Source organism: Alteromonas sp. I10, assembly GCF_003201515.1.
In the GTDB taxonomy this organism is placed as follows: domain Bacteria; phylum Pseudomonadota; class Gammaproteobacteria; order Enterobacterales; family Alteromonadaceae; genus Alteromonas; species Alteromonas macleodii.
This window is the reverse complement of the sequence record NZ_QJJN01000002.1, coordinates 407,971-428,912: the sequence shown is the minus strand read 5'-3', so window position 1 is coordinate 428,912 and position 20,942 is coordinate 407,971. Positions and strand designations below refer to the sequence as shown.

General features: G+C 45.1%; 18 protein-coding genes and 1 other RNA gene. 7 read left to right on the top strand and 12 right to left on the bottom strand.

What is annotated here, in order from left to right; all coding sequences use genetic code 11:
- Positions 1–24: 24 nt before the first annotated feature.
- The 7 genes from BZA03_RS06260 to BZA03_RS06230 form a co-directional block, all read right to left on the bottom strand.
- Positions 25–1,314, bottom strand: coding sequence for a Xaa-Pro peptidase family protein (locus tag BZA03_RS06260; RefSeq protein WP_110288262.1), 1,290 nt, complete (start codon positions 1,312–1,314; stop codon positions 25–27).
- A 110-nt stretch (positions 1,315–1,424) separates the two neighbouring features.
- Positions 1,425–2,300: an EamA family transporter gene (locus BZA03_RS06255; RefSeq protein ID WP_110288261.1), complete on the bottom strand. Its 876-nt coding sequence runs from the start codon at positions 2,298–2,300 to the stop codon at positions 1,425–1,427.
- A gap of 47 nt (positions 2,301–2,347) precedes the next feature.
- Positions 2,348–3,892 (bottom strand): M28 family metallopeptidase, encoded by a 1,545-nt coding sequence (locus BZA03_RS06250; RefSeq protein WP_110288260.1) that lies wholly within the window; start codon positions 3,890–3,892, stop codon positions 2,348–2,350.
- A gap of 482 nt (positions 3,893–4,374) precedes the next feature.
- Entirely contained in the window at positions 4,375–5,547 is a 1,173-nt protein-coding gene (locus BZA03_RS06245) for an FAD-dependent monooxygenase (protein ID WP_110288259.1), read from the bottom strand.
- Entirely contained in the window at positions 5,534–6,880 is a 1,347-nt protein-coding gene (locus tag BZA03_RS06240) for an FAD-dependent monooxygenase (protein ID WP_110288258.1), read from the bottom strand. Before BZA03_RS06240 ends, BZA03_RS06245 begins: the two co-directional genes overlap by 14 nt.
- A 212-nt stretch (positions 6,881–7,092) precedes the next feature.
- A complete protein-coding gene (pepP, locus tag BZA03_RS06235; protein ID WP_110288257.1) occupies positions 7,093–8,406 on the bottom strand; it encodes a Xaa-Pro aminopeptidase in 1,314 nt (437 codons plus the stop codon).
- Between the two features lie 75 nt (positions 8,407–8,481).
- Positions 8,482–9,048 (bottom strand): UPF0149 family protein, encoded by a 567-nt coding sequence (locus tag BZA03_RS06230; RefSeq protein ID WP_039228193.1) that lies wholly within the window; start codon positions 9,046–9,048, stop codon positions 8,482–8,484.
- A gap of 595 nt (positions 9,049–9,643) precedes the next feature.
- Between BZA03_RS06230 and ssrS the strand changes: the two genes are divergently transcribed.
- From ssrS to serA, 7 genes are all read left to right on the top strand, one after another.
- Positions 9,644–9,826, top strand: a non-coding RNA gene (ssrS, locus tag BZA03_RS06225) — 6S RNA.
- Between the two features lie 21 nt (positions 9,827–9,847).
- Positions 9,848–10,744, top strand: a complete 897-nt coding sequence (locus BZA03_RS06220) for a ribokinase (RefSeq protein ID WP_014950380.1) — start codon at positions 9,848–9,850, stop codon at positions 10,742–10,744.
- 22 nt (positions 10,745–10,766) lie between these two features.
- The gene (locus BZA03_RS06215) at positions 10,767–11,708 is read left to right on the top strand and encodes a nucleoside hydrolase (RefSeq protein WP_014980008.1); all 942 of its coding nucleotides are present in this window, start codon (positions 10,767–10,769) and stop codon (positions 11,706–11,708) included.
- Positions 11,709–11,774: 66 nt separating this feature from the next.
- Positions 11,775–13,403 carry an ATP-binding protein gene (locus BZA03_RS20655; RefSeq protein WP_110288256.1) on the top strand — a complete coding sequence of 543 codons (1,629 nt, stop codon included), beginning with the start codon at positions 11,775–11,777 and terminating at the stop codon, positions 13,401–13,403.
- A 255-nt stretch (positions 13,404–13,658) separates the two neighbouring features.
- Entirely contained in the window at positions 13,659–14,339 is a 681-nt protein-coding gene (locus BZA03_RS06200; RefSeq protein WP_375342582.1) for a 5-formyltetrahydrofolate cyclo-ligase, read from the top strand.
- Positions 14,340–14,429: 90 nt separating this feature from the next.
- Positions 14,430–15,086: a ribose-5-phosphate isomerase RpiA gene (gene rpiA / locus BZA03_RS06195; RefSeq protein WP_110288255.1), complete on the top strand. Its 657-nt coding sequence runs from the start codon at positions 14,430–14,432 to the stop codon at positions 15,084–15,086.
- Positions 15,087–15,434: 348 nt separating this feature from the next.
- Positions 15,435–16,664 (top strand): phosphoglycerate dehydrogenase, encoded by a 1,230-nt coding sequence (gene serA / locus BZA03_RS06190; RefSeq protein ID WP_014980012.1) that lies wholly within the window; start codon positions 15,435–15,437, stop codon positions 16,662–16,664.
- Positions 16,665–16,790: 126 nt separating this feature from the next.
- Here serA and BZA03_RS06185 read toward each other — a convergent pair whose 3' ends face one another.
- From BZA03_RS06185 to BZA03_RS06165, 5 genes are all read right to left on the bottom strand, one after another.
- Positions 16,791–17,537, bottom strand: coding sequence for a YdiY family protein (locus BZA03_RS06185; RefSeq protein WP_039232199.1), 747 nt, complete (start codon positions 17,535–17,537; stop codon positions 16,791–16,793).
- A 213-nt stretch (positions 17,538–17,750) separates the two neighbouring features.
- Positions 17,751–18,554 (bottom strand): YdiY family protein, encoded by an 804-nt coding sequence (locus BZA03_RS06180; protein WP_110288254.1) that lies wholly within the window; start codon positions 18,552–18,554, stop codon positions 17,751–17,753.
- Between the two features lie 133 nt (positions 18,555–18,687).
- On the bottom strand, positions 18,688–19,512 hold the full coding sequence (locus BZA03_RS06175; RefSeq protein ID WP_110288253.1) for an HDOD domain-containing protein: 825 nt from the start codon (positions 19,510–19,512) through the stop codon (positions 18,688–18,690).
- A gap of 40 nt (positions 19,513–19,552) precedes the next feature.
- A complete protein-coding gene (locus tag BZA03_RS06170; RefSeq protein WP_039228189.1) occupies positions 19,553–19,843 on the bottom strand; it encodes a DUF1289 domain-containing protein in 291 nt (96 codons plus the stop codon).
- A 272-nt stretch (positions 19,844–20,115) separates the two neighbouring features.
- Positions 20,116–20,826 (bottom strand): SIMPL domain-containing protein, encoded by a 711-nt coding sequence (locus BZA03_RS06165; protein WP_110288252.1) that lies wholly within the window; start codon positions 20,824–20,826, stop codon positions 20,116–20,118.
- Positions 20,827–20,942 lie beyond the last annotated feature (116 nt).

The following is a 20,942-nucleotide window of genomic DNA, read 5'->3' as shown; positions in this document are numbered from 1 at the left end:
GAGACAGGTTTATTAACTTCTTATTTAACTTTTTAAATTCAGTAATTTACCCAGCGGTTTCGCCAAACTTTCTGGCGGTTCGGTAAAGTATGCGGGGCCTGTTTCTGTCATGTACAAACAGTCTTCTAAGCGCACACCAAATTCACCCGGAATATAGATACCTGGCTCATTAGAAAAGCACATGCCTTTTCTAAGTGGCGTATTTTCACCACGCACGAAGTTAACACTCTCGTGTCCTTCCATGCCGATACCGTGACCTGTTCTGTGACTTAGCCCAGGCAATGCATAGTCTTTGCTGTACCCCTTGCTAGCATAGTATTGACGCACTGCGTCGTCCACTTTGCCTGCTGGCTCACCAATTTTAGCTGCGGCAAATGCTACGTTCTGCCCTTCCCTTACTGTATGCCATACGTCCTGAACTTTCTGAGACGCTTTGCCAAATACCAAAGTACGGCTTATGTCGCTTTGGTAACCGTGCACGCTGCAACCGCTGTCTAGCAAGATCACCGAGCCTTCTTTGATAGTTTGTGCTGCGTTTGTGCCATGAGGATAAGCACTTGCATCGTTAAACAGCGCCAAACACCATGTACCGCTGCCGCCTAAGCGCTGCTGTGCGGTGTTCATCAAACTTTTTACATCCTGCTGACTCATGCCAAGCTTTAGGTTGCTAAAAACAAACTCGTAAGCACGTAAAGTAACTTCATTGGCCTTATGCATAAGTGCCAGTTCACCCGCAGTTTTATACATGCGACAGCCAAGGGTAATTGGCTCGGCGGGAACGATATTAATGTTTGGCAGCGCTCGGCTGACTCCAGTAACTACAAAGTAGCGTACGCTGCTTTCAAAGCCAATATTGCCGCTTGTTATACCGCGCGATTTTAAAATATTGGCTACGACATCAAACGGGCTTTCATGCTCTTGCCACACTCTTACATCATCGCCTATAGCTAACGACTCAAGCACACTTGGCTTTTCGAAAAATGGCGTTACCACCGCCATGTCACCTTTTTGAGGGATAACCAGCGCGGTCAAGCGCTCACTACGCCACCAATTAATCCCTGAAAAATAATCCATTGCAGCGCCAGGCTCGACCAGAATTGCCGCAATGTCTTGGGCTTTCATAAGCGACTGCGCTTTTTCAATACGCGCTTTGCGTTCTTCTACGGTAATCGGCTTCGCATTTGCGGTGATATCACTTAGCCCGCTTAAACCGTTAATGTCTGTTGCATTGGTTTGATTAATTGCAGCCATAGAAGCCACAGGAGCAAGCGCAAAGCTAGCGCCCGCTAATTTCAAGAAATGTCGCTTATCCATGTTCCCTTCCTGTCGTTTTAATTAAGGTTGTTTAGCACTTTTTTGTTTTATGAAAATAACATTCAATTGATTTTGTACTAAAAACTTCAGTGTTTACTATTACTAGCACTTTATGCCCACATAACGAAGATGGCGGCAAGCCCAATAAGAAGTAAGCCAGCAATTTCGCGTTTTGTGACTGCATTTTTTAGCCAGTAATGTGAAATTATCAAGGTAAGTAACACCTCTAACTGCCCAAGCGTTTTTACTAGCGCCACATGTTGCAATGCCATAGCGGTGAACCAACAAATTGAGCCCAAACAGCTTACCGTGCTAATCGCTAGCACCTGCTTTTTAGCGTTGGTTAGCTGTCTGAACACGAAGGGTTTAGTTAGCGCAATATAACCACTTAAACTTATCGTTTGTACACACAGTACCCATAACAACACCCAAGCAGCAGCCACCGTATGCTGAACATTTAGCATATGACTTGCCTCGCGCACCAACAGTGATGTCAGCGCAAAACAGGTACCGCAAGCAAGACCTATGACCATGGTTTTCACACTAATGCCATGGAGCCGATTGCCGCTGCTTAACGCAAATACTGCTATTGCGCCTATTACTATGCCCGCCCACCCAAGGGGCGTTAAATAACTTCCGAAAAAGAGCATGCCTACAACGCCGGCCACCAAGGCCTCACTCTTCGCTAGACCTGCGCCAATGGCAAAATTCTTCTGCTTGAACAAAATCACCATTAAAGAAGTGGCCGCTATTTGAAGTAGCGAAGCACACAGTATCACTATAATAAAAGAGCCTGAGAACTCAGGCACCTGACTGGCGCTACTGCTGTAGAGAATGAGTAAATAGACGAGGGCTATTGGCGGAGCCAAAATAAAGCGAGAGAGCGTCACCCCAGAGGTGCTAACTGCGCCGCTCAATTTGCTCTGCAGCGCATTGCGCACGGTTTGCATAACAACCGCGCCCAACGTAAATAAAATCCAACTCATTAGCGTCGCTTTACCTTGTTATATCGCTACCTACAGTTAAGCGTGAATTACTTTGCCTTTTTCACTTCCATTGCCTGTGTGCGCTTGTCTTTAAAATCAGAGTCACGTTTCCAGTATGGCCACACATCGCCTTGGGCGTAATAGTTCAGCATAGAGCCGATAAGTGAGAGGTCTTGTTGCACACCACCTAATGTCCAGCTTGGAAGGTAGTCATCATCTGCTTTATGATAGCGTTTGGCGATGAAGCTAGGGTCGGTATCGCCTAAGCTCATGAACAAAATTGAAGGCACGCCCTGCTTAGCAAGCGCGAAGTGATCTGAGCGGAAGAACAGTCCATTTTGAGGTCTCGGATCCATTTTGACGTTTCGCCCTTGTAGCGCGGCAGCTGTTGCTAAATCGTCTTCAATAGATAAATAACCTTCGCCGTACTGCAAAATGTAATCAACATCATCGTTTACATTCATGCCGTCGATGTTTAAAAAAGCCACCATGTTCGATGTTGGTACCGGCGGGTTATTTGCAAAATAATCGGCACCGAGTAGCCCTGTTTCCTCTGCGGTAAAAGCACTAAACATTAGTGTACGCGCAAAGCCCTCTTCGCGTTTTGAAAGCGCATCTGCTAACGTAAGCACACCTGCTACGCCTGACGCGTTGTCTACCGCACCATTGTAAATAGTGGTTTGGCCATTTTTCTCAACTTTGCCTAGGTGGTCCCAGTGAGCGTGAAGCATTACCCATTCTTCTGGCTTATCTGTACCTTCTAAAATGCCTGCAACATTTTGCGACTCGGCACGCTCAATAGTATTGGTGAAACCCAATGATGCTTTTGTGTTTAGCGCGATGGGCATAAATCCTGGCTTTGAAGCTTTGTCTTTAAGCTCGCCATAATCCATACCCACTTTTTCAAATAGCTGTCTTGCGGCATTTAAATGAAGCCAACCCATTACACCGACTTGTGAAGCATTGTTGTTGTCGTCGACTAAACTGAATTTGGTATTGGAATTAGAGTTTTCGACTACGCCCCACCCGTAACCCGCTGGCATGGTTTCATGAATAATGAAAATCGCTTCTGCCCCCTGCCTGGCTGCTTCTTCGTACTTATATGTCCAGCGACCGTAATAGGTCATTGCGTTGCCCTGAAAAAGCTCTGGATCTTTAGAAGCGAAACCCGGGTCGTTTACCAGCATTACAACGGTTTTTCCTTTTACATCAAGGCCGGCGTAATCATTCCAATTGTACTCTGGGGCATTAATGCCATAACCCACAAAAACCACATCACTATTAGCAAGTGAGTAGTCATTAACAATGCGCTGAGTACGGGCTGTAAACTCGCTGCCTGCGCTAAAATCAAGCCCGCCTATTTTTAGCGATGAAATGTTCTTAGGCGTTATTTTGGCTAAAGGCACAGCTTGAGTATAGCTATCGCCAAAGGCTGGCTTTAGCCCTAGCTTCTTGTACTGGGTTACCAAGTAATCGACTGTTTTCTCTTCCCCTTTCGACAATGGCCCTCGCCCTTCAAACTCATCGCTTGCCAGTGTTTTAACGTGCTGACGATATACGTCCAAATCGATAGAGGCATTACTCAGCGTCATCTTTTTGCTTTTTGTTGTCGCCGACGATTCAACCGAGGCTAAAGTGGAAACCACTGCGTCGGCATTCGCCGAACTAGTCATTAAAGTAGAAGTAAGTACGGAAGCGGCGCAGACAAAGGAAAAGGCGCGATTAGGTTTGCAAAGATAAGTAAACATAAGCCATTGGTACAAATAAAAAAGGATACCGAAGAGTATCCTGTACCGCTGACTATCTCAACGCCGAAACGACTAAACCACAAGAATGGGGTCAGAGTACATTTCTTTGTTTTTGGAGCGAGATAGATAATTAGAAAGCTTTGCCGCCTGTTTTCTATGATGTGTGAAAAATTACACTTCCAAGCTTCAATAATGGGGTCAGAGTACATTTATTCGGTTTTGTAATAGGGAAAGCCAATAATGTACTCTGCCCCCACTATTCGGGGGTGGCGAAAAAGTACTCTGACCCCATTATTTAAATGTACTCTGACCCCATTTTTTTGGATTTATAGGCCCATGGCGTGGCTGACGAAGGCGTTTTTAATGGTACTGAATTTGTCTGTGGCTGAAAGACCAATTCCTCTGACCAACTTTTTGAGGGGGTCGTCGCCGTCGAATAAGAATTTAAAGCCGTCCATTGCGGCAATCATTTTCGTGGCTTCTGTTTTACGGCTTCGTTCGTAGCTGCGTAAGTGCTTGTACAAACCTATGTCTTTGCCCGACGCCTTTAAGCTGTTTAGGGTTTCAGCCAATGCGAGCGCATCTTGCATTCCCAAGTTAGCGCCCTGCCCTGCAAGCGGGTGAATGGTATGCGCTGCATCGCCTACCAGCACCACACCGTCTTTCGCCCACTGGCGTGCATAACGCATGGTCAACGGGAAAGCGGCGCGCTTGGTTTCAAGCGAAATAGTGCCAAGAACGCTATTACTAGCCGCAGTTAACGCATTACAGAACGCAGCGTCATCCAATGCCATTAATAAGTTCGCTTGCTCTGGCGTTTGCGACCATACAATAGAACATACATTTGGCTCAGACATAGGCAGTAGCGCGAGCGGTCCCGTGGGTGTGAACGCTTGTCTCGCCACATTACTATGCGGCTCTACCGTTTTGATATTAGCGACAATCGCCGTATGCTCGTAGTCTTTAAAAGTAATAGGCAAGCCAGCCTGCTTTCTCACAAACGAATTTGCGCCATCGGCGCCTACTAACAACCTGCAGCTTAGCACGTCATCATTATCAAGCATCAGCATGGATTGGTTTGGGCCAGCTAATACTCTATCAATACCCGCGGTAATCATCTCCACGTTAGGCTGCGCTTCCACAGATTTAGACAGTGCATTGACTAAAGCTTGATTCTCTACAATCACGCCAAGCGCATCACTGCCCATTTCATCGCATGAAAAGTGAATGTCGCCAAAACTGTCTTTGTCCCACACATGCATGTCGGTGTAAGGGTTGGCGCGGTCTCGCTGCAAATGCGACCACACATCAAACTGTTGAAGCGCTTTAATATTGGCCTGGTTTATGGCACTCACTCTCGCCGTAGGCTTCTCATCCAGAGTCTGATAACACACCGCTTTATCGACTATTGCTATGCTCAATTCACTGTGTTTAAGCGCCGCTGCAAGGGTTAGCCCTACAATTCCGCCGCCCACTATCGCTATATCAACATGCTGCATTGTTATCTCTTTTTCTTAGTGGTGTTTCGCCATAGCCCGTCGTGTGTTTAACAAACGCTTTTTTCGCCTGGGGCATCATGCTTAATGCCAATAACGACACATTGCGCCCAATTACCGTTGGAAAATACTGGTTTGAAAAGGTGCGAACTAGCGTATCTGTCAGGGCTATCGTGTTATCCCTGTCATTCTTACGCGAATTGGCGTAATGCTGAGTAATACTAAAAGCACCTGCATCGAAATTAGCGGATGCGATTGTATCGTTTTTCTCTTCGTATGAATCCTGCTCGCCGTGCTTTTCCGCTGACGCTTGCAGCACAGACACTAAAGTACTTAAGTCGCGTAAGCCTAGATTGAAGCCTTGCCCTGCAATAGGATGTAGCGCCTGTGCCGCATTGCCTACCACCACGGTGCGATGACTAGCAACTTGCTGCGCCTTAGTAAGCGCTAACGGGTAACTTGCCAACTCACTGACTCTCAGTACTTTGCCCTGTCGATAGCCAAATGCTTCCTGTAGGGCCTTGATAAATGCGCGTTGATTTAATGCCATTAACGACTTTGCGGCGTCAGTATCTACAGTCCATACAACTGAAAAGCCGTTTCCACTAGCCTTGATATCATCGATTTCACTGTCGAAAGGCAGGAACGCTAACGGGCCATTTTGGGTGAAACGCTCGTAAGCTCTGTTTTCATGAGGGAGCTGAGTGTGAACGTTAAAGACAATGGCCGTTTGATGATAATCATTGACTGTTTTTGAAATGCCAACCTGGTCAGCTAATCCTGAGCGACCGCCATCGGCCAGTACCAGCAACTTTGTGGTAAGCGATTGCCCATTATCTAGCTGCACCTCTACAAAATTGCACTGCTGCTTTACGTTCGTTACCTTGGCAGGTGCGATATATTGGTAGCTTGAGGCTGCACCTGCCGCCAATCGCGTTAGTGCGCTTAAGCTCACCACCTGGCCGAACGCGTCAATGTGGTAGTCACTGCTTTGAAGGTTTAAAAGCCCCAAGTGCCCTTTGTCGCTAACCTCTATATGCTTAATTTGAGGAGGTAACTCACCGTTGTGCTGCTTAGCTATATCATCAAGGTTTAGCCCCATGTGAGACAGTTCTTCAACAGTACGTCTTGCCAAGGCAATCACTCGGGTGTCGGTAAAAGGGTTAAAGTCGACTAAGCTTTTACTGGTTTGCTCTGGGTCAGCCGCATCAATTAGGGTGACAGATAAGCCAGAGCTGTTTGCAGGAAATACTTTCTCTGCGAGTGCTTTGGCTAATACAGTACCGACAATACCACCACCAATAATTACTACATCAACCGCTGCTGCCGATTCCACTGTTTTTATATTCCTGTCGTCCAGAGGCTCTAATTATTAAAAGCGTTAATTCTGAGATTTTTTTCTTTATATTAAAGGCTAGTTTTTAGCGTAATTTAAACTGGTAGTTTAAACCGGTAACTTAAACCGGTAACTTAAACCAAAATTCCGTATTTCACACTTATCGCAGTTTTTCAAACCTTGGTAAACCTAGCAAATTTTGACAACTAGGCTCAGCTTTCAGCCATAAGTGCTTCAATCTCATCAATGTCTTTTGGCACATCTGCAGTAAGAATATCGACACCCGTCGCAGTAATCACCACATCATCTTCAATTCTTACACCAATGCCTTTGTATTTTTCCGGCACGTTGCTGTCTTGGCTAATGTAAATGCCGGGCTCAACAGTGATCACCATGCCAGGCTTTAACGGACGGTCTTCACCGTCAATTTTGTAGTTGCCTACATCATGCACATCTAGACCTAAATAGTGCCCTAAACCATGCATGTAAAACTGACGCCACGTTTCATTTTCAAGGTTTTCTGCCACACTACCTTCAAGAACGCCAAGGTCAACTAAACCTTGAGTAATAATTTCTACGCTATGTAACATGGCTTGTGACAGGGTAACGCCGGGCGCTAACATATCTAGCACGCTTTTTTGCGCTTTTAATACAACGGTGTAAATTTCGCGCTGAGCATGCGTGAACTTTCCATTTGCAGGAAACGTTCGCGTGATATCCGCAGCATAACCTTGATATTCAGCACCTGCATCGATCAAGATCAAGTCACCGTCATTTACCTGCGCGTTATTTTGCGTGTAATGCAAAATACACGCATTGTCGCCGCTTCCAACAATAGTGCTATAAGCAGGTGAACGGGCTCCCGCCATCGCAAATTCATGGTGAATTTCAGCTTCTAGCTGGTACTCGTAACAACCAGGCGCGGCGAACTGCATAGCTCGCTTGTGCGCACGTGCGCTTATCTCACCCGCCGCTTTCATCATGGCCACTTCACACGCTGATTTGAATAAACGCATTTCGTGTAAAATAGGCTGTAAGTCGTGAATCGCCCTTGGTGCCAGTGATTCTTTAGGCGCATCACGCAAGATGTTTAGCGCTTCAGAAAATAACAGGTCATTGTCTTTCTTGTGACCCAACGAAAAGTACACGTTGTCTTGACCTTGAATTGACGCTAACAGCGCTTCTTCAAGTTCTTGCAACTCAAACGCTTCATCTAGACTAAATCGGGCAAGTGCAGCTTCGGCTCCTAACCGTTTGCCGTGCCAAATCTCTGCACTCTTATCTTTCTCTTGTACCACCATTGCACGATAACTTTCACCGTAACGAGGGTGGTTAGACAATATCAACCAAGCATTAGGCTCTTCAAATCCAGTCAGATACCAAAAGTCGCTATCTTGCCTGAACGTATATTCGGTATCGCGACTTCGGGTTACCATACCTGCTGCAGGCACAATACACACACTATTCGGCTCGCACTGTGCAAGCAGTCGGTCTTGCCTAGCGATAAACTCTTGCGCACTAATCATAAAAGAGAAAACCCTAAAAAATCTCGTTAAAACGAATGGCGACTTACGGCCACTTTTAATATCTTCAGTTAATTACTAGTGTACGGATGGCGTGTCTTGTTGATCATCTAGAAGTGATTGGCCCAGCTCGCTGAAGCATAAAATTGCTGAAATTTTCACGTATTCTTCAACCTCTAACAGCGCCTTTTCAGACTCTTCGTCCGCGTCCATTGGCTCTTCCATACGTGAAATATCTGAAAAGTCTTCAAGTGCTTCTTTTACGTCGTCAGAACATTGCATAAGGTCTTGCTGGTGTAGACCAAACCCAAGCATGAAACCTTGCACCCAGTTTATTAGTGCAGCCCCGCGATCGTTGATAGGCGCTTGATCATCAGGAAGTAACAAATTGAGCGCGAATTCAGGCTCAAGAAGCTGCTGACAGGTTTGATTGAAAAGGCTATTTAAAAGGTGCTGGGTAGGGTCGCTAAACGCATCACCCTGATTAATGGTTTCACTTAACGCTTCTAGCCATTTTTGGTCGGTAAGCGACATGCCTCCGCAAAGCATACCGCACAGGATGCCATGCACTTCTGCAGCATCAACAATTACGCCTTGCTGAGACAATTTATTACTTACGCTATCGTAATCGAGCTGTTTTTCCACGAATTGTTCTCTTTTGTTTTGAATAGTTTGAGATACAGGCGCCACTTTTATAAAGCGTTTAATTACCGTCTATTTTGGCGGCGACTTACGTCACTGTCATCTCTTGATGGAGTTAATACTAGCAAAAATCAATGTGCAACGCCTCCTTTTGCCCTGCCACTGCTCTAACTTTGAACAAACAGCAAAAGTACATTCAAGGTCTAATAACACTATGTCGTACACACTTTACACAGCGGTACTTAAACGTTGTTTACTCACTGTTCAAACGATGTCTAATTTGCGGCTATTTCGCTAAATTCGTTGCCGGACGGCTAGCAACATCGTCAGATTTCATCTAAGATCGCTCGTGTTGGATACGGAATTCCTTTAGCAACAGCGTGACAACGTTCATTAGCCTTTAATGCCTGAATAGCTGATTGGTTATTATTGAGCTTCTCTTATATGCGTGTATAATTGCTGACCAATTGGTCAAGAAAAGTAATATTTTTTTTACCGCTTTTATAATCACCACGCAAAATAGTTATAAAGCGCTTTAGGTGATCCTCTTCACTGGATCTCGCGTTTGTTATACCCTGTTGCGTTAATACAACAACAATGTTTCCTGGGATGTTTGCTAGTTCATTCATGTCCCTGGCCGATGCTTTAAACCAAGGAAGTTGAAACAGCTGCTATTGTGCAAGCTCGACGCGTATCGAGAAGCCTACGGCAATTGTGATACTTCCGCCCTGAACTTTTCGGTTCACGGGCGAAACATGGACAGCGGCATTCTGGGAAGCGCCCTCTTTCGACGGAAGAAGAAATGGCAATAATAAATTTTGGCTCTATAAATATTGACCACGTTTATCAGGTAGATCACTTTGTACAACCTGGTGAGACGTTGGCCTCTACCCATTATCAAACCTTATTAGGTGGTAAGGGTGCAAACCAGTCTATTGCTTTAGCGCAAGCAGGTGCAGACGTAAGACACGTCGGCAGCATTCACGAAAACGACGCCTCATTTAAACAAGCTCTTATTAAGAAGGGTGTTGATTGTCGTGGCGTAAAGTGCTCAGAAGTTCCTTCAGGTCACGCGATTATCCAAGTCACGCCTAGCGGTGAAAACGCCATTGTATTATTTGGTGGTGCTAACCAAACCATTACCGCAAAAACCGTAATGCAAGCGTTAGACGATACGCGTCCTTCAGATTGGGTACTAACCCAAAATGAAACAAGCAGCATTGAAGAAGTACTTCGCCAAGCGAAAGAAAAGCAGCTTAAAGTAGCCTTTAACCCAGCGCCTATGAGCGAGTCGGTTAAACAGCTTCCGTTAGACTGTGTAGATTTACTTATTGTAAATGAAACCGAAGCTGCTGCGATTACCGGTAAAGAAGAACTTGAAGATATTGTGACAGTGTTCAAAGAGCAGTGGTCACACAGCGAAGTTATTATTACACTGGGTAAAGCGGGTGTAATGATGCTGCGCAAAAACGATGTTGTAGAAGTAAAAGCATTCTCTGTAGACGCGGTAGATACCACCGCAGCCGGTGACACCTTTATCGGTTATTTCCTGTCTGCATACAGCAACCACACCGATGCTAAACAAGCATTGCGTCGCGGGTGTGCAGCTTCAGCCATTGCCGTAACACGCGAGGGCGCAGCGCAGAGTATTCCAACACAAAAAGAAGTGGATCGTTTCTTAGCGAAACACGCCAACTAGCAAGACGCACTGAGATAAATTGATGGCACATAAGATCATATTAGATACGGATCCGGGGATTGATGATGCAATGGCGATCTTTTTCGCCTTTCAGTCTCCAGACATTGAAGTACTTGGCTTAACGACCGTTTACGGTAACGTTCCAGTAACAATGGCAGCGCAAAACGCACTGACACTTTGCGAAATTGCAGGTAAAGATATTCCTGTAACCAAAGGTGTTGGCATGCCATGGGTTGGCCCAGAGTCAACGTACGCACACTTCGTACACGGTGAGCACGGCTTCGGTCATATCAAACCTGAAGCGCCTAAAACCGAGCTTGACCCACGCAGCTCTGCGCAGTTTATCGTTGATATGGCACGTAAATACCCTGGTGAAATCACCATTGTTGCTATTGGCCCACTAGGTAACTTGGCCCTTGCACTTCGTCTTGAGCCAGAGCTTCCTAAGTTGGTAAAAGGCGTTAGCATAATGGGTGGTGCAGCATTTGTACCAGGTAACGTTACGCCGGTAGCTGAAGCGAACATTTGGAACGATGCACATGCAGCAGAAATCGTTTTCGCAGCAGACTGGGAGCTGACCATGTTTGGTTTGGACGTGACAAACTTCACTCCGTTCTCACCAGCCTTTGTTGAAAAGCTTGAAGAGAAAAACAATACCCTTGGTGGTTTTGTGAAAGAAAGCGCTCAGTTCTACATGGATTTCTACTCGCAAAACCGTGAAGATCGCGTGTGTTTCTTCCACGATGCATTCCCGATTGCCCACCTTCGCCACCCAGAGCTATTTGAGCTGACTGAAGGTCATGTGCGCGTTGGAACAGGGACACTAGATAGAGGGCAAACCGTGGTTGCGCCTAAAGGTACAACACCTAGCCCACTATGGAATGAAGCAAATACCATAAAGGTAGCGACTAAAGTTGACCACAAAAAGCTGGAACAACTATTCATAGACACCTACGCTCTATGATATGTTTAAGGGATTGTTAATACACAATCCCTTTTTTATTTACAGCTAGGTTTAAACTCAACGGTTATGAAAGCGGCGCCCCTCCCTAAGAATGAAGATGAACGTCTTGCCGAACTGCTCAGCTACGACGTACTTGATACTGAAGCTGAACAACTCTTTGATGACCTTACAGCCCTGGCCTCTCAAATTTGTGAAACCCCTATTGCGCTTATCAGCCTCATTGATCCAAATCGCCAATGGTTTAAATCAAGAGTAGGTTTAGACGCAGAAGAAACATCACGAGACATCGCGTTTTGCTCACATGCTATTTTGCAAAGCGATGTGTTTGAAATACCTAACGCTACGTTAGACCCCCGGTTTCACGATAACCCGCTGGTGACTGGCGCGCCTGATATTCGGTTTTACGCCGGCGCACCATTAATTACCCCGTCTGGTCATGCAATTGGCACGCTGTGCGCCATTGATAGCAAACCACGCAAGCTAACCGAAACACAAAAAGCCTCGCTCCAAACTTTAAGTAAATCGGTAGTAGCACATTTAGAGTTAAAGCGGAAAAACCGAGAGCTTGAGCGCACCAGTCAATTCAAGTCTGACTTTCTTTCTTACGTAAGCCACGAAATTAGAACACCGCTTAATGCTATAAATACGTTTAGTCAGTTGCTTGAAGGCGAAGCCCAAAAGTTAAATTTACCCTCGTCATTTACCACCCCGCTTTCTCATGTAAGCCAAAGCGGTGAAAGGCTTTTAGAAATAGTAAATTCTGTTTTAGATATAAAGCAGATAGAAGCGGGGAAAATGCGTGTGATGCCACGCGCGGTGAATACCAAAGACTTTTTCACCCACTTATTTTCGCTTACTAAGATCCGCGCTGAAGACAGTGGTATTGTATTTAGCACCAGTATTGATGACGCTGTGCCCGACTCGTTGTTTTTCGATGACACCAAATTTGGTCAAGTTGCGCTTAACTTGCTGTCGAATGCGATTAAGTTCACTAATCACGGCAAGTCAGTAAAAGCGCAGGTAAAATACAAAAGCGGCAAGGTAATATTTAATGTCATTGATCAAGGCATTGGTATGAGCGATGACGATCAAAAGCGGCTTTTTACACCTTTCGAGCGAATGGAAAACGCCCGTCAGATAAGTGGAACCGGCTTAGGCTTGAATATATCGAAGCGCCTTGTCGAGCTCATGGACGGGTCTATTAGAGTTAGCAGTAAGTTGAATCACGGTACCCGAATAAGTGTGACCTTACCTGCCGACGCCCTAAGCGCAAACCAGTTCGTTGAGGCACAACCGCGTAGCTTTATTGCCCAAGTAAACATAGATAACTCAGTAAATGTATTGGTAGTTGAAGACCACTATATAAACCAAGTGGTTATTCAAACCTTGTTTGAAAAACTAGGCGTGTCGCTTTCTGTGGTAAGCACTGGCGAGGAAGGCGTTGAATACGCCAAGTCTAATCCCGTCGACTTAGTTCTTATGGATCTTAATTTGCCAGGTATTCAAGGCGATGAAGCAACAGCGAAAATAAAGGGATTTAAGCCAAACTTGCCCATTGTTGCATTGACGGCCGACGTCATTACCCAGCCTGAATATTTGCGAGAACAAGGTCTTGATGACGTACTCACTAAACCCATAGATAGTAGTGAATTGGTGCGTGTGCTCAATCACTATTTAGGGCATCCAGACCAATGATTCTATTCGTTTTATCTAAGTAGCTTTATCTAAATGGTTTTGTCTAAGTAGTTTTACCAAAGTGATTTTACCTGAGTCATCTTTACCTAGCCCAACAAACCTTTTTTAACAGCCGTGGTAGTATAAGCTAACTCAATTGTAAGACAGGAGAACTCCTCTACCATGTCCCCCTCATCTTCAGGAAGCGGTACTTCTAGATCGTTGGCGTCTAACAAGGTTAATTCAACGGAAACGGCTTCAGCACCAGCTTTAGCAATGAAACCAACGCAGATTGCGCCGTCGCAAACCATACAAACAAGCGTTTCTAATGAAGACATACAGGCCCGCGCTCAGCTTAGAAAAAAGCTTCGCGAGGCACGCCGAGGGTTAACTAACCAGCAACATACGGACGCCGCTAAGCGTATTGCTTCACGACTACGTACACTGCCCTTTCTTGATAACAGCACGACCATAGCCGGATATTTGGTTAACGATGGCGAGGTCAATTTAACCTATTTTATCGAGTCTATTTGGCAGTCTTCACATGATAAAAAATTCGCTCTACCTGTATTACACCCCGTATGTAAAGGACATTTGTTATTTTTGTCTTATACCCAGCACTCTCAATTGGTGAAGAATAAGTACAACATTGAAGAGCCAGTATTGTCGTGTGAAAACGTCGTTCCTGTTAGGCAATGCGACGTTATTCTTATGCCGCTTGTAGGGTTTGATGTAAACGGCAATCGCCTGGGTATGGGGGGCGGCTACTACGACCGAACTTTGAGTTTTACCCAACGCGCGCCAGATTCACATTCATTTTCGGGTAGTAAAGCGCCCAAGTTAGTAGGTATTGCCCACGACATTCAAGAAGTAGATGCTCTGCCCGTTGCACCATGGGATGTCCCCCTTGATGCCATCGTGACGCCCTCGCGCACACTGCAATTCACTAAACCGTGATAGTCATTATAATAAATTGAACATACGAACTTGTGGGTTCACGTGCGCTTATAAGTTACACTTGCGAACACAATAAGTCGGAGAATGACCATGGATCAGAACGCAAAAAAACAAGCCGTAGCCAAAGCAGCCATCGAATATGTTGAAGCAGACAGCATTGTCGGTGTGGGTACAGGTTCTACCGTAAATTTTTTTATTGAAGAACTCGGTAAAATTAGGCACAAAATTGAAGGTGCAGTATCAAGTTCAGAAGCCTCTACCGAGCGTTTAAAAGCCTTAGGCATTGAGGTATTCGAGTTAAACGAAGTCAGCAACCTATCGGTTTATATCGACGGTGCCGATGAAGTGACCGAACACAAGCATATGATTAAAGGCGGAGGCGCAGCACTCACTCGCGAGAAAATTGTAGCCGGTGCGGCGACCACGTTTGTGTGTATTGTTGATGAAAGCAAGCGCGTTCCTGTGTTGGGCTCGTTCCCCCTTCCCGTTGAAGTTATTCCCATGGCTCGTTCTTTCGTAGCACGAGAGCTAGTAAAGCTTGGTGGCGATCCTGAATATAGACAAGGTGTTGTCACCGATAACGGCAACGTTATTTTAGATGTTCACAACCTTGAGATTCTGAATCCTCGTGAGCTAGAACAAAAAATAAATAATATTCCTGGCGTGGTAACGAACGGCATTTTCGCACTACGAGGCGCGGACATAGTGCTAAGTGCTACAGATAGTGGTGTTGAAACCTTTAAGTGATAACTGAGTAAGACGTATAGTGCGGTGAAAAGCTATACAAAATACTACTTTCAACTTAACGCGTTTTCTGTTAATTTCCGTTTAGACGTCTAGATGTCCTTAAAAGAAGTTCACTAAGCGTCTCAACTTTTACGTTAGTTAAGGCCAATTCCTTAATAACGAAAGCAATCAACGTGATTATAAAAGCTTGGTAGCAATAACGCCCAAGCAAGGCTTTCAGAGTTGCAAAGCGATGTCGTTGCAGCGCAGGTTAAACACAGCTTTGTGTTTCATACTGGCAGGTTTCTGAGAGTCTTGGATTGGCGGTGCAAGCAAACCAAAATTACATCAGTGAGAGATAGCGAGTTCATGAGCAAAGTTTCATTAGAGAAGGATAAGATCCGAATTTTGTTGTTGGAAGGTGTTCACCAAAGTGCTTTGGAGACACTAAAAAGCAATGGGTATAGCAACATTGAATTTCTCAAGACCTCTCTTCCTGAAGACGAGTTAATTGAGAAAATTAAAGACGCCCACTTTGTTGGTATTCGCTCGCGCACTCAAATTACAGAGAAGGTAGTTGAAGCAGCACAAAAGCTTGTGGCTATCGGTTGTTTCTGTATTGGCACCAACCAAGTTGATCTTGAAGCCACCCAACGCCGCGGCATTCCCGTGTTTAACGCGCCATTTTCTAACACTCGTTCGGTTGCAGAACTTGTACTTGGCCAAATTATCCTTTTACTTCGCCAGGTGCCGAGTAAAAATGCCAAGGCTCACCGCGGTGAGTGGGAAAAAACGGCAGTCGGCTCATATGAAGCCCGTGGTAAGACACTTGGTATCATTGGTTATGGTCATATAGGCACACAGCTGAGTATTCTTGCTGAACACCTAGGTATGCGCGTTCAGTTTTTCGATATCGAAGACAAGCTTGTGCTAGGTAATTCTGCCCAAGTCAAATCGCTTGAAAAGCTGCTTAATACCTCTGACGTTGTTTCACTTCACGTTCCTGAAACACCACAAACTCAAGATATGATTGGTGAAAAAGAGCTGTCTCAAATGAAGAAAGGCAGCATTTTGATTAACGCGTCTCGCGGTACTGTGGTAGATATCGATGCGCTTGCGAAGGCATTGGAAAGCGGCCAACTAAACGGCGCTGCTATTGATGTATTCCCGGTTGAGCCTAAATCTAATACTGAAGAATTCGAGTCGCCGCTTCGCGCGTTCGATAATGTCATTCTGACCCCGCATGTGGGCGGCAGCACGCAAGAAGCGCAAGAAAATATTGGTATTGAAGTAGCGGGTAAACTCGCGAAGTACAGCGACAACGGTTCAACGCTGTCAGCCGTTAACTTCCCTGAAGTGTCACTGCCAGAGCATACTGGTCGTTCACGCCTACTTCACGTACACAAAAACCAGCCAGGTATTCTTACTCAGATTAACCAAGCGTTTGCAGAAAAAGGCATCAACATCGAAGCCCAGTACCTACAAACTAACGCAGAAATTGGTTATGTAGTAGTTGATGTTAAAGAAGACCGTGGTTATGAAGCACTTGCAGAGCTTCAGCAAATTGATGGCACAATTAAGACACGTATTCTTCACTAAGAAGAGTTGTTTTAAGACTAAATAAAAACGCTGCACAATGTGCAGCGTTTTTTTATGCCTGTGATTTTACTTCAATGCGTTGAAGTGCCCAGTCCTACTTCGGTGCGCTGAGCAACTAAGGTAGGCTTAGAAGAAGTTGTAAACTAAGCTAACTGCTGTTTCTGTGTCTAGTTTTTCAACGTCGTCTTCAACATTGGTGTTGTGGTCAAGCTTGAAAGAAAGACGCATTGAAAGGTTACCGCTGATTGTAGCTGTAAGTGCAGACTCAGCACGTGATTTCGTGTTGTCAGAACCCACTTCGGTACTTACTGTTTGCGTAAATTTGGCGGTATCAGAAATTTTCCAAGAATAAGCTGATGACGCACGAACAATCATGCTATCTAGGTTTTCACCATCCTGAGTTTCGATGAATGAGTAACCAGGACCGATTGAGTATTCAAGGGTGTGACGCTTGTTCTCAAGAACTTTTTGGTTCCAACCCGCAGCAACAGTAGACTGGTAGTTAAAGTTGCTAAAACGGTTGTCTTCGTACGAAGCAAAGCCGAACAAGCGGTTATCTGGATTTTCTAGTTTATAGTTACCTTGTGCAGAACCGAAGAAACTTTGCGCAGAAGTACGCTCTACTTCTTCGCCAGAGGCGTCTTGAGTAGTTTCTCTTTTATAAAGGCCTTCAAGGGCGTAGTCGTTACTCCAATTTTCTAGCTCTTGGTGCGCTACTATACCTGCAGTAATTGACGTGGTTTCAGTGTTACCAGTTGTTGAGATAAAACCTAGCTCACCTTCCATTGTAAAAGGCTTAACTTCATCGTCTTGAGCAAAAGCGGCTGGAGAAAGAGAAATTGCAATTAAAGATGCAAGCACTTGCTTTTTCATTGAACAATCCTATTGATTATCGGTCCATTCGTTGTACTCGATACCTTTTGAACTGCAAGGCGGTACAACACGAGTTTTTAAAGAGATCTGCTAGACAGTGCCGCGAGGCGGCAAGCACTACAAACAATGGTGCGCAGTGTACATTTTCAAAGCTCTCAGTCAATGCGAACACGGTAAAAAGCCAAAGATAACCCGTTAATTTACACTAATTGACTAAAAAAACTGATAGACCAGCGCCACAGAGGTCTCTGTACTTAAGGCTGCAACATCTTCGGCGGTGTCTGTTTCATGGTTTAGTATGAAGGATAACTTCATCGCCAGTGAACCGAATACGTTGGCTGAAAGCGAAGTTTCTGACCGCGATTTCATATTTTCTTCACCCGCCTCAGTGCTAACAAACTGCCTTAGCTTAGCACCTGAACTCCAGTGGTACTTGTATTCGGCGGACGCTCTTACAATGATGCCATCGTTAACCACGCTTTCATTATCTTCCTCAGCTTCAATAAAGCTATAGCCAGGACCAATGCTATAGCGAAACTCACTGTCTTCACTGCGCCAAAGGCGCTGAGACCAGCCCGCTGCAAGCGAAGCACGGTGATCGTATCCGGTAAATTGATCGTCTTCGTAATCACCGTACATAAAAAGACGGCGACCAGGATTCATGAGTTTATAGTCGAACTGCGCGCTGGTGAAAAAGCGTTGGGCGCTGATGTCTCGCTCTGTTGTTGGCGTGCCACTTTCTTTATAGAGCAACTCGGCGAAGTAGATACTGCTCCAATTTTCGGTTTCATGGTCCGCATTGACCGCAGCTTTCACACTGGCAGCAGAGGTATTCCCAGTGTTAACAAGTACACCTAGTTCACCGTCTAGCGTAAAACGAGGAATTTCGTCATCGGTGTCGGGCGTGAAGTCTGCGTGATAGAGGGTTTGTATAAGATCCCTCGCGCTTGCGTGCACACACACGCAGCAACAAACAATGCCAACAACAATGCTTGGCCGGAAGATTTTTTTGAACATAATCTGATTTACGTTGAGCTTTATAGTTTTTAGATTACGTCTTAGTACGACGCTTGTTATACCAATCCTCTGGATGAGCTTTACTACATTTTGCTAATTATCAGTAAAGTAACGGAGTTGTTGCACCGAAAGCTCAGTGAATAAGCGACACAATTTTTGCCGTTTCTTGTTCGGCGTATTCAATTGAATTGCTTATCACTTCCATGTTGAGACTTACTGTATTGGCTATCTCAGGGGTAAAAAGTTCAATGTCAGCGTAACTTTCTTTATTTAACTGACTTACCGTAATTCGATTTGCTAAACACAGGACGCAGATATCTACATCAGATTTATGTTTAGCTTCATCATTCATGAACGTTACCGGATAGTACAACCCAATAGGTAAGCACCAATTTTCTAGTATGATACCGCTGCATTGAGCAAACGTAAAACCGAAATGCTCCAACTGGTTAACGTGAGGCAACGCGTTCGTCTCAGCATTCAGGTATGACTGGTAGCGTTTAGTTTCTTTCTTGGCCACGACCAGCTCACTTAAGTTTTGCAATATACCCATTACAAAGAAGCGTTCTGCTCCGCGCACGTTAAGTCTCATCGCAAGACTTTTGGCCACCATGCCGCAATACACTGATGCATACCAATGTTTGCCTAAATTTATTAACTTAGTATCAAAGCGTTTAAATGCTGTGCTGGCTGTTTCTGCAATTACCAAGTTATACAGGGCTTCGCCTCCAATCACACTAATTGCTTTGGCAACAGATTCTACTTGAGAAGGAAACCGAAACAGCGAGCTATTCGCCAGCCTTAGTACCTTCGCTGTAAGAGAAGGATCAGCACTTATAAGCTCGCCAATATCCTCGGCGCTGGAACGGGGATCGTCTAATGTTGAACGCAGGCGCACGCATATATCCGGTAACGTAAATGATTTCGCGGCATACGAAACATACTTATCTAACGACATCTAGAAACTCTCAGTCTACTCTTTACAAACTCAAGGCCGCTTATTCTGAACTTGGCGGATCATCAAACAGCGTGAACTGCCCAATTGATTCCCCCAGCTCTTTTTGCTGTTGCTTGCGAGCGCGCGTCAGCACCGCTTTTTTGCGCCGAGCACAGGCGCTGATTATTTTACGTTTAGTTGCATCATCAACCTTAAGCCAGTACAGGCGCTCGTCGCGACTTCGATAGCACCCTTTACAGAAACCCCTTGGACCTGACTCACACACACCAATGCATGGGCTTGGAATTTCAAAAAACTCCAGCTGTTGGGATTGTGATTTTTGTTCCGTCATGTCAGTGGCATAACCTTCAAAAGGTGAAACGAATACCACTTGGGCTGCATTTTCAAGCAAGCAACAGTGGCCACGCTTTAGCTTTATCAATATAAATTAAAACGCATACTCCAACATCTAGCCACTAGACATTAGCAGTAAGGCATTCCAATCTTCTAAGCCACGCTGCTTTTAATATTAAGCAATTCGACTCGCAGGCCTTTTCGATATGACAAAGCATAGCACGAAATACGGCCTGTTGACTGCTATACCATGTTCGAAAGCCTGATGCGCTAGTCGATAAGTGTGTATTCGACAGTAGAAACCACGCGCACTTTCTTTATATGTGGATGATGACTATCGCGACTAGAAATACTGAACTGCCCTTGGTTAGCGCGCTTAATTTTGCCCAACGTACTTTTTGAATCTTTGGCAAATTTTTCCGCAACCTCTCTCGCATTGAGCGTAGCTTCTTCAATCATTTCCGGCTTTACTTCGTTTAAGCGGGTAAATACATAGTCGGGCTGAGCGCGGTAGCTTTGGTCTGATAATACAATACCAGTTTTAATTAACTCCCCAATTTGCTGCATAAGCGCTCGCACCTTTTCAACATCATTGGAAAAGACAGTAACGGTTTGAATGGCACTGTAGCGAAATGGCGCTTTTTCACTACTTCCGTATTGTTGCGCCAATTTGTCATTTATTTCAGGCTTTCCAATAGTAATGCTTTCTGCTGAAATGCCCTTCTCTTCTAAAAAGCTAGCCACCTGAAGGCTATTCTTTTCAATATGTTCATACAGTTGAGGTAAGTCATTGCCCGCGTCGACAAATTGAATAGGCCAAATAACCTGATCAGCAATGTATTCTCGCTCTGACAATCCTTTTACGGTTACTACTCTATCCCATGTTTGCATATCGTTCATGGCAGAAGATACCTGAACACCAAGCAAAGACACGGCAACCACCATGCCCATCGCCATTACTATCGCCGCACCTATTTTCATTCGAATCTCCATTCTTTCTGTTTTCAACAGGATACAAGCGAATATAAGCTTTTCGGTTTCACAAAACGAGATAAAAGCTGACCAATGGTGGCAAAAAAAGGCCACTCAAATGAGTG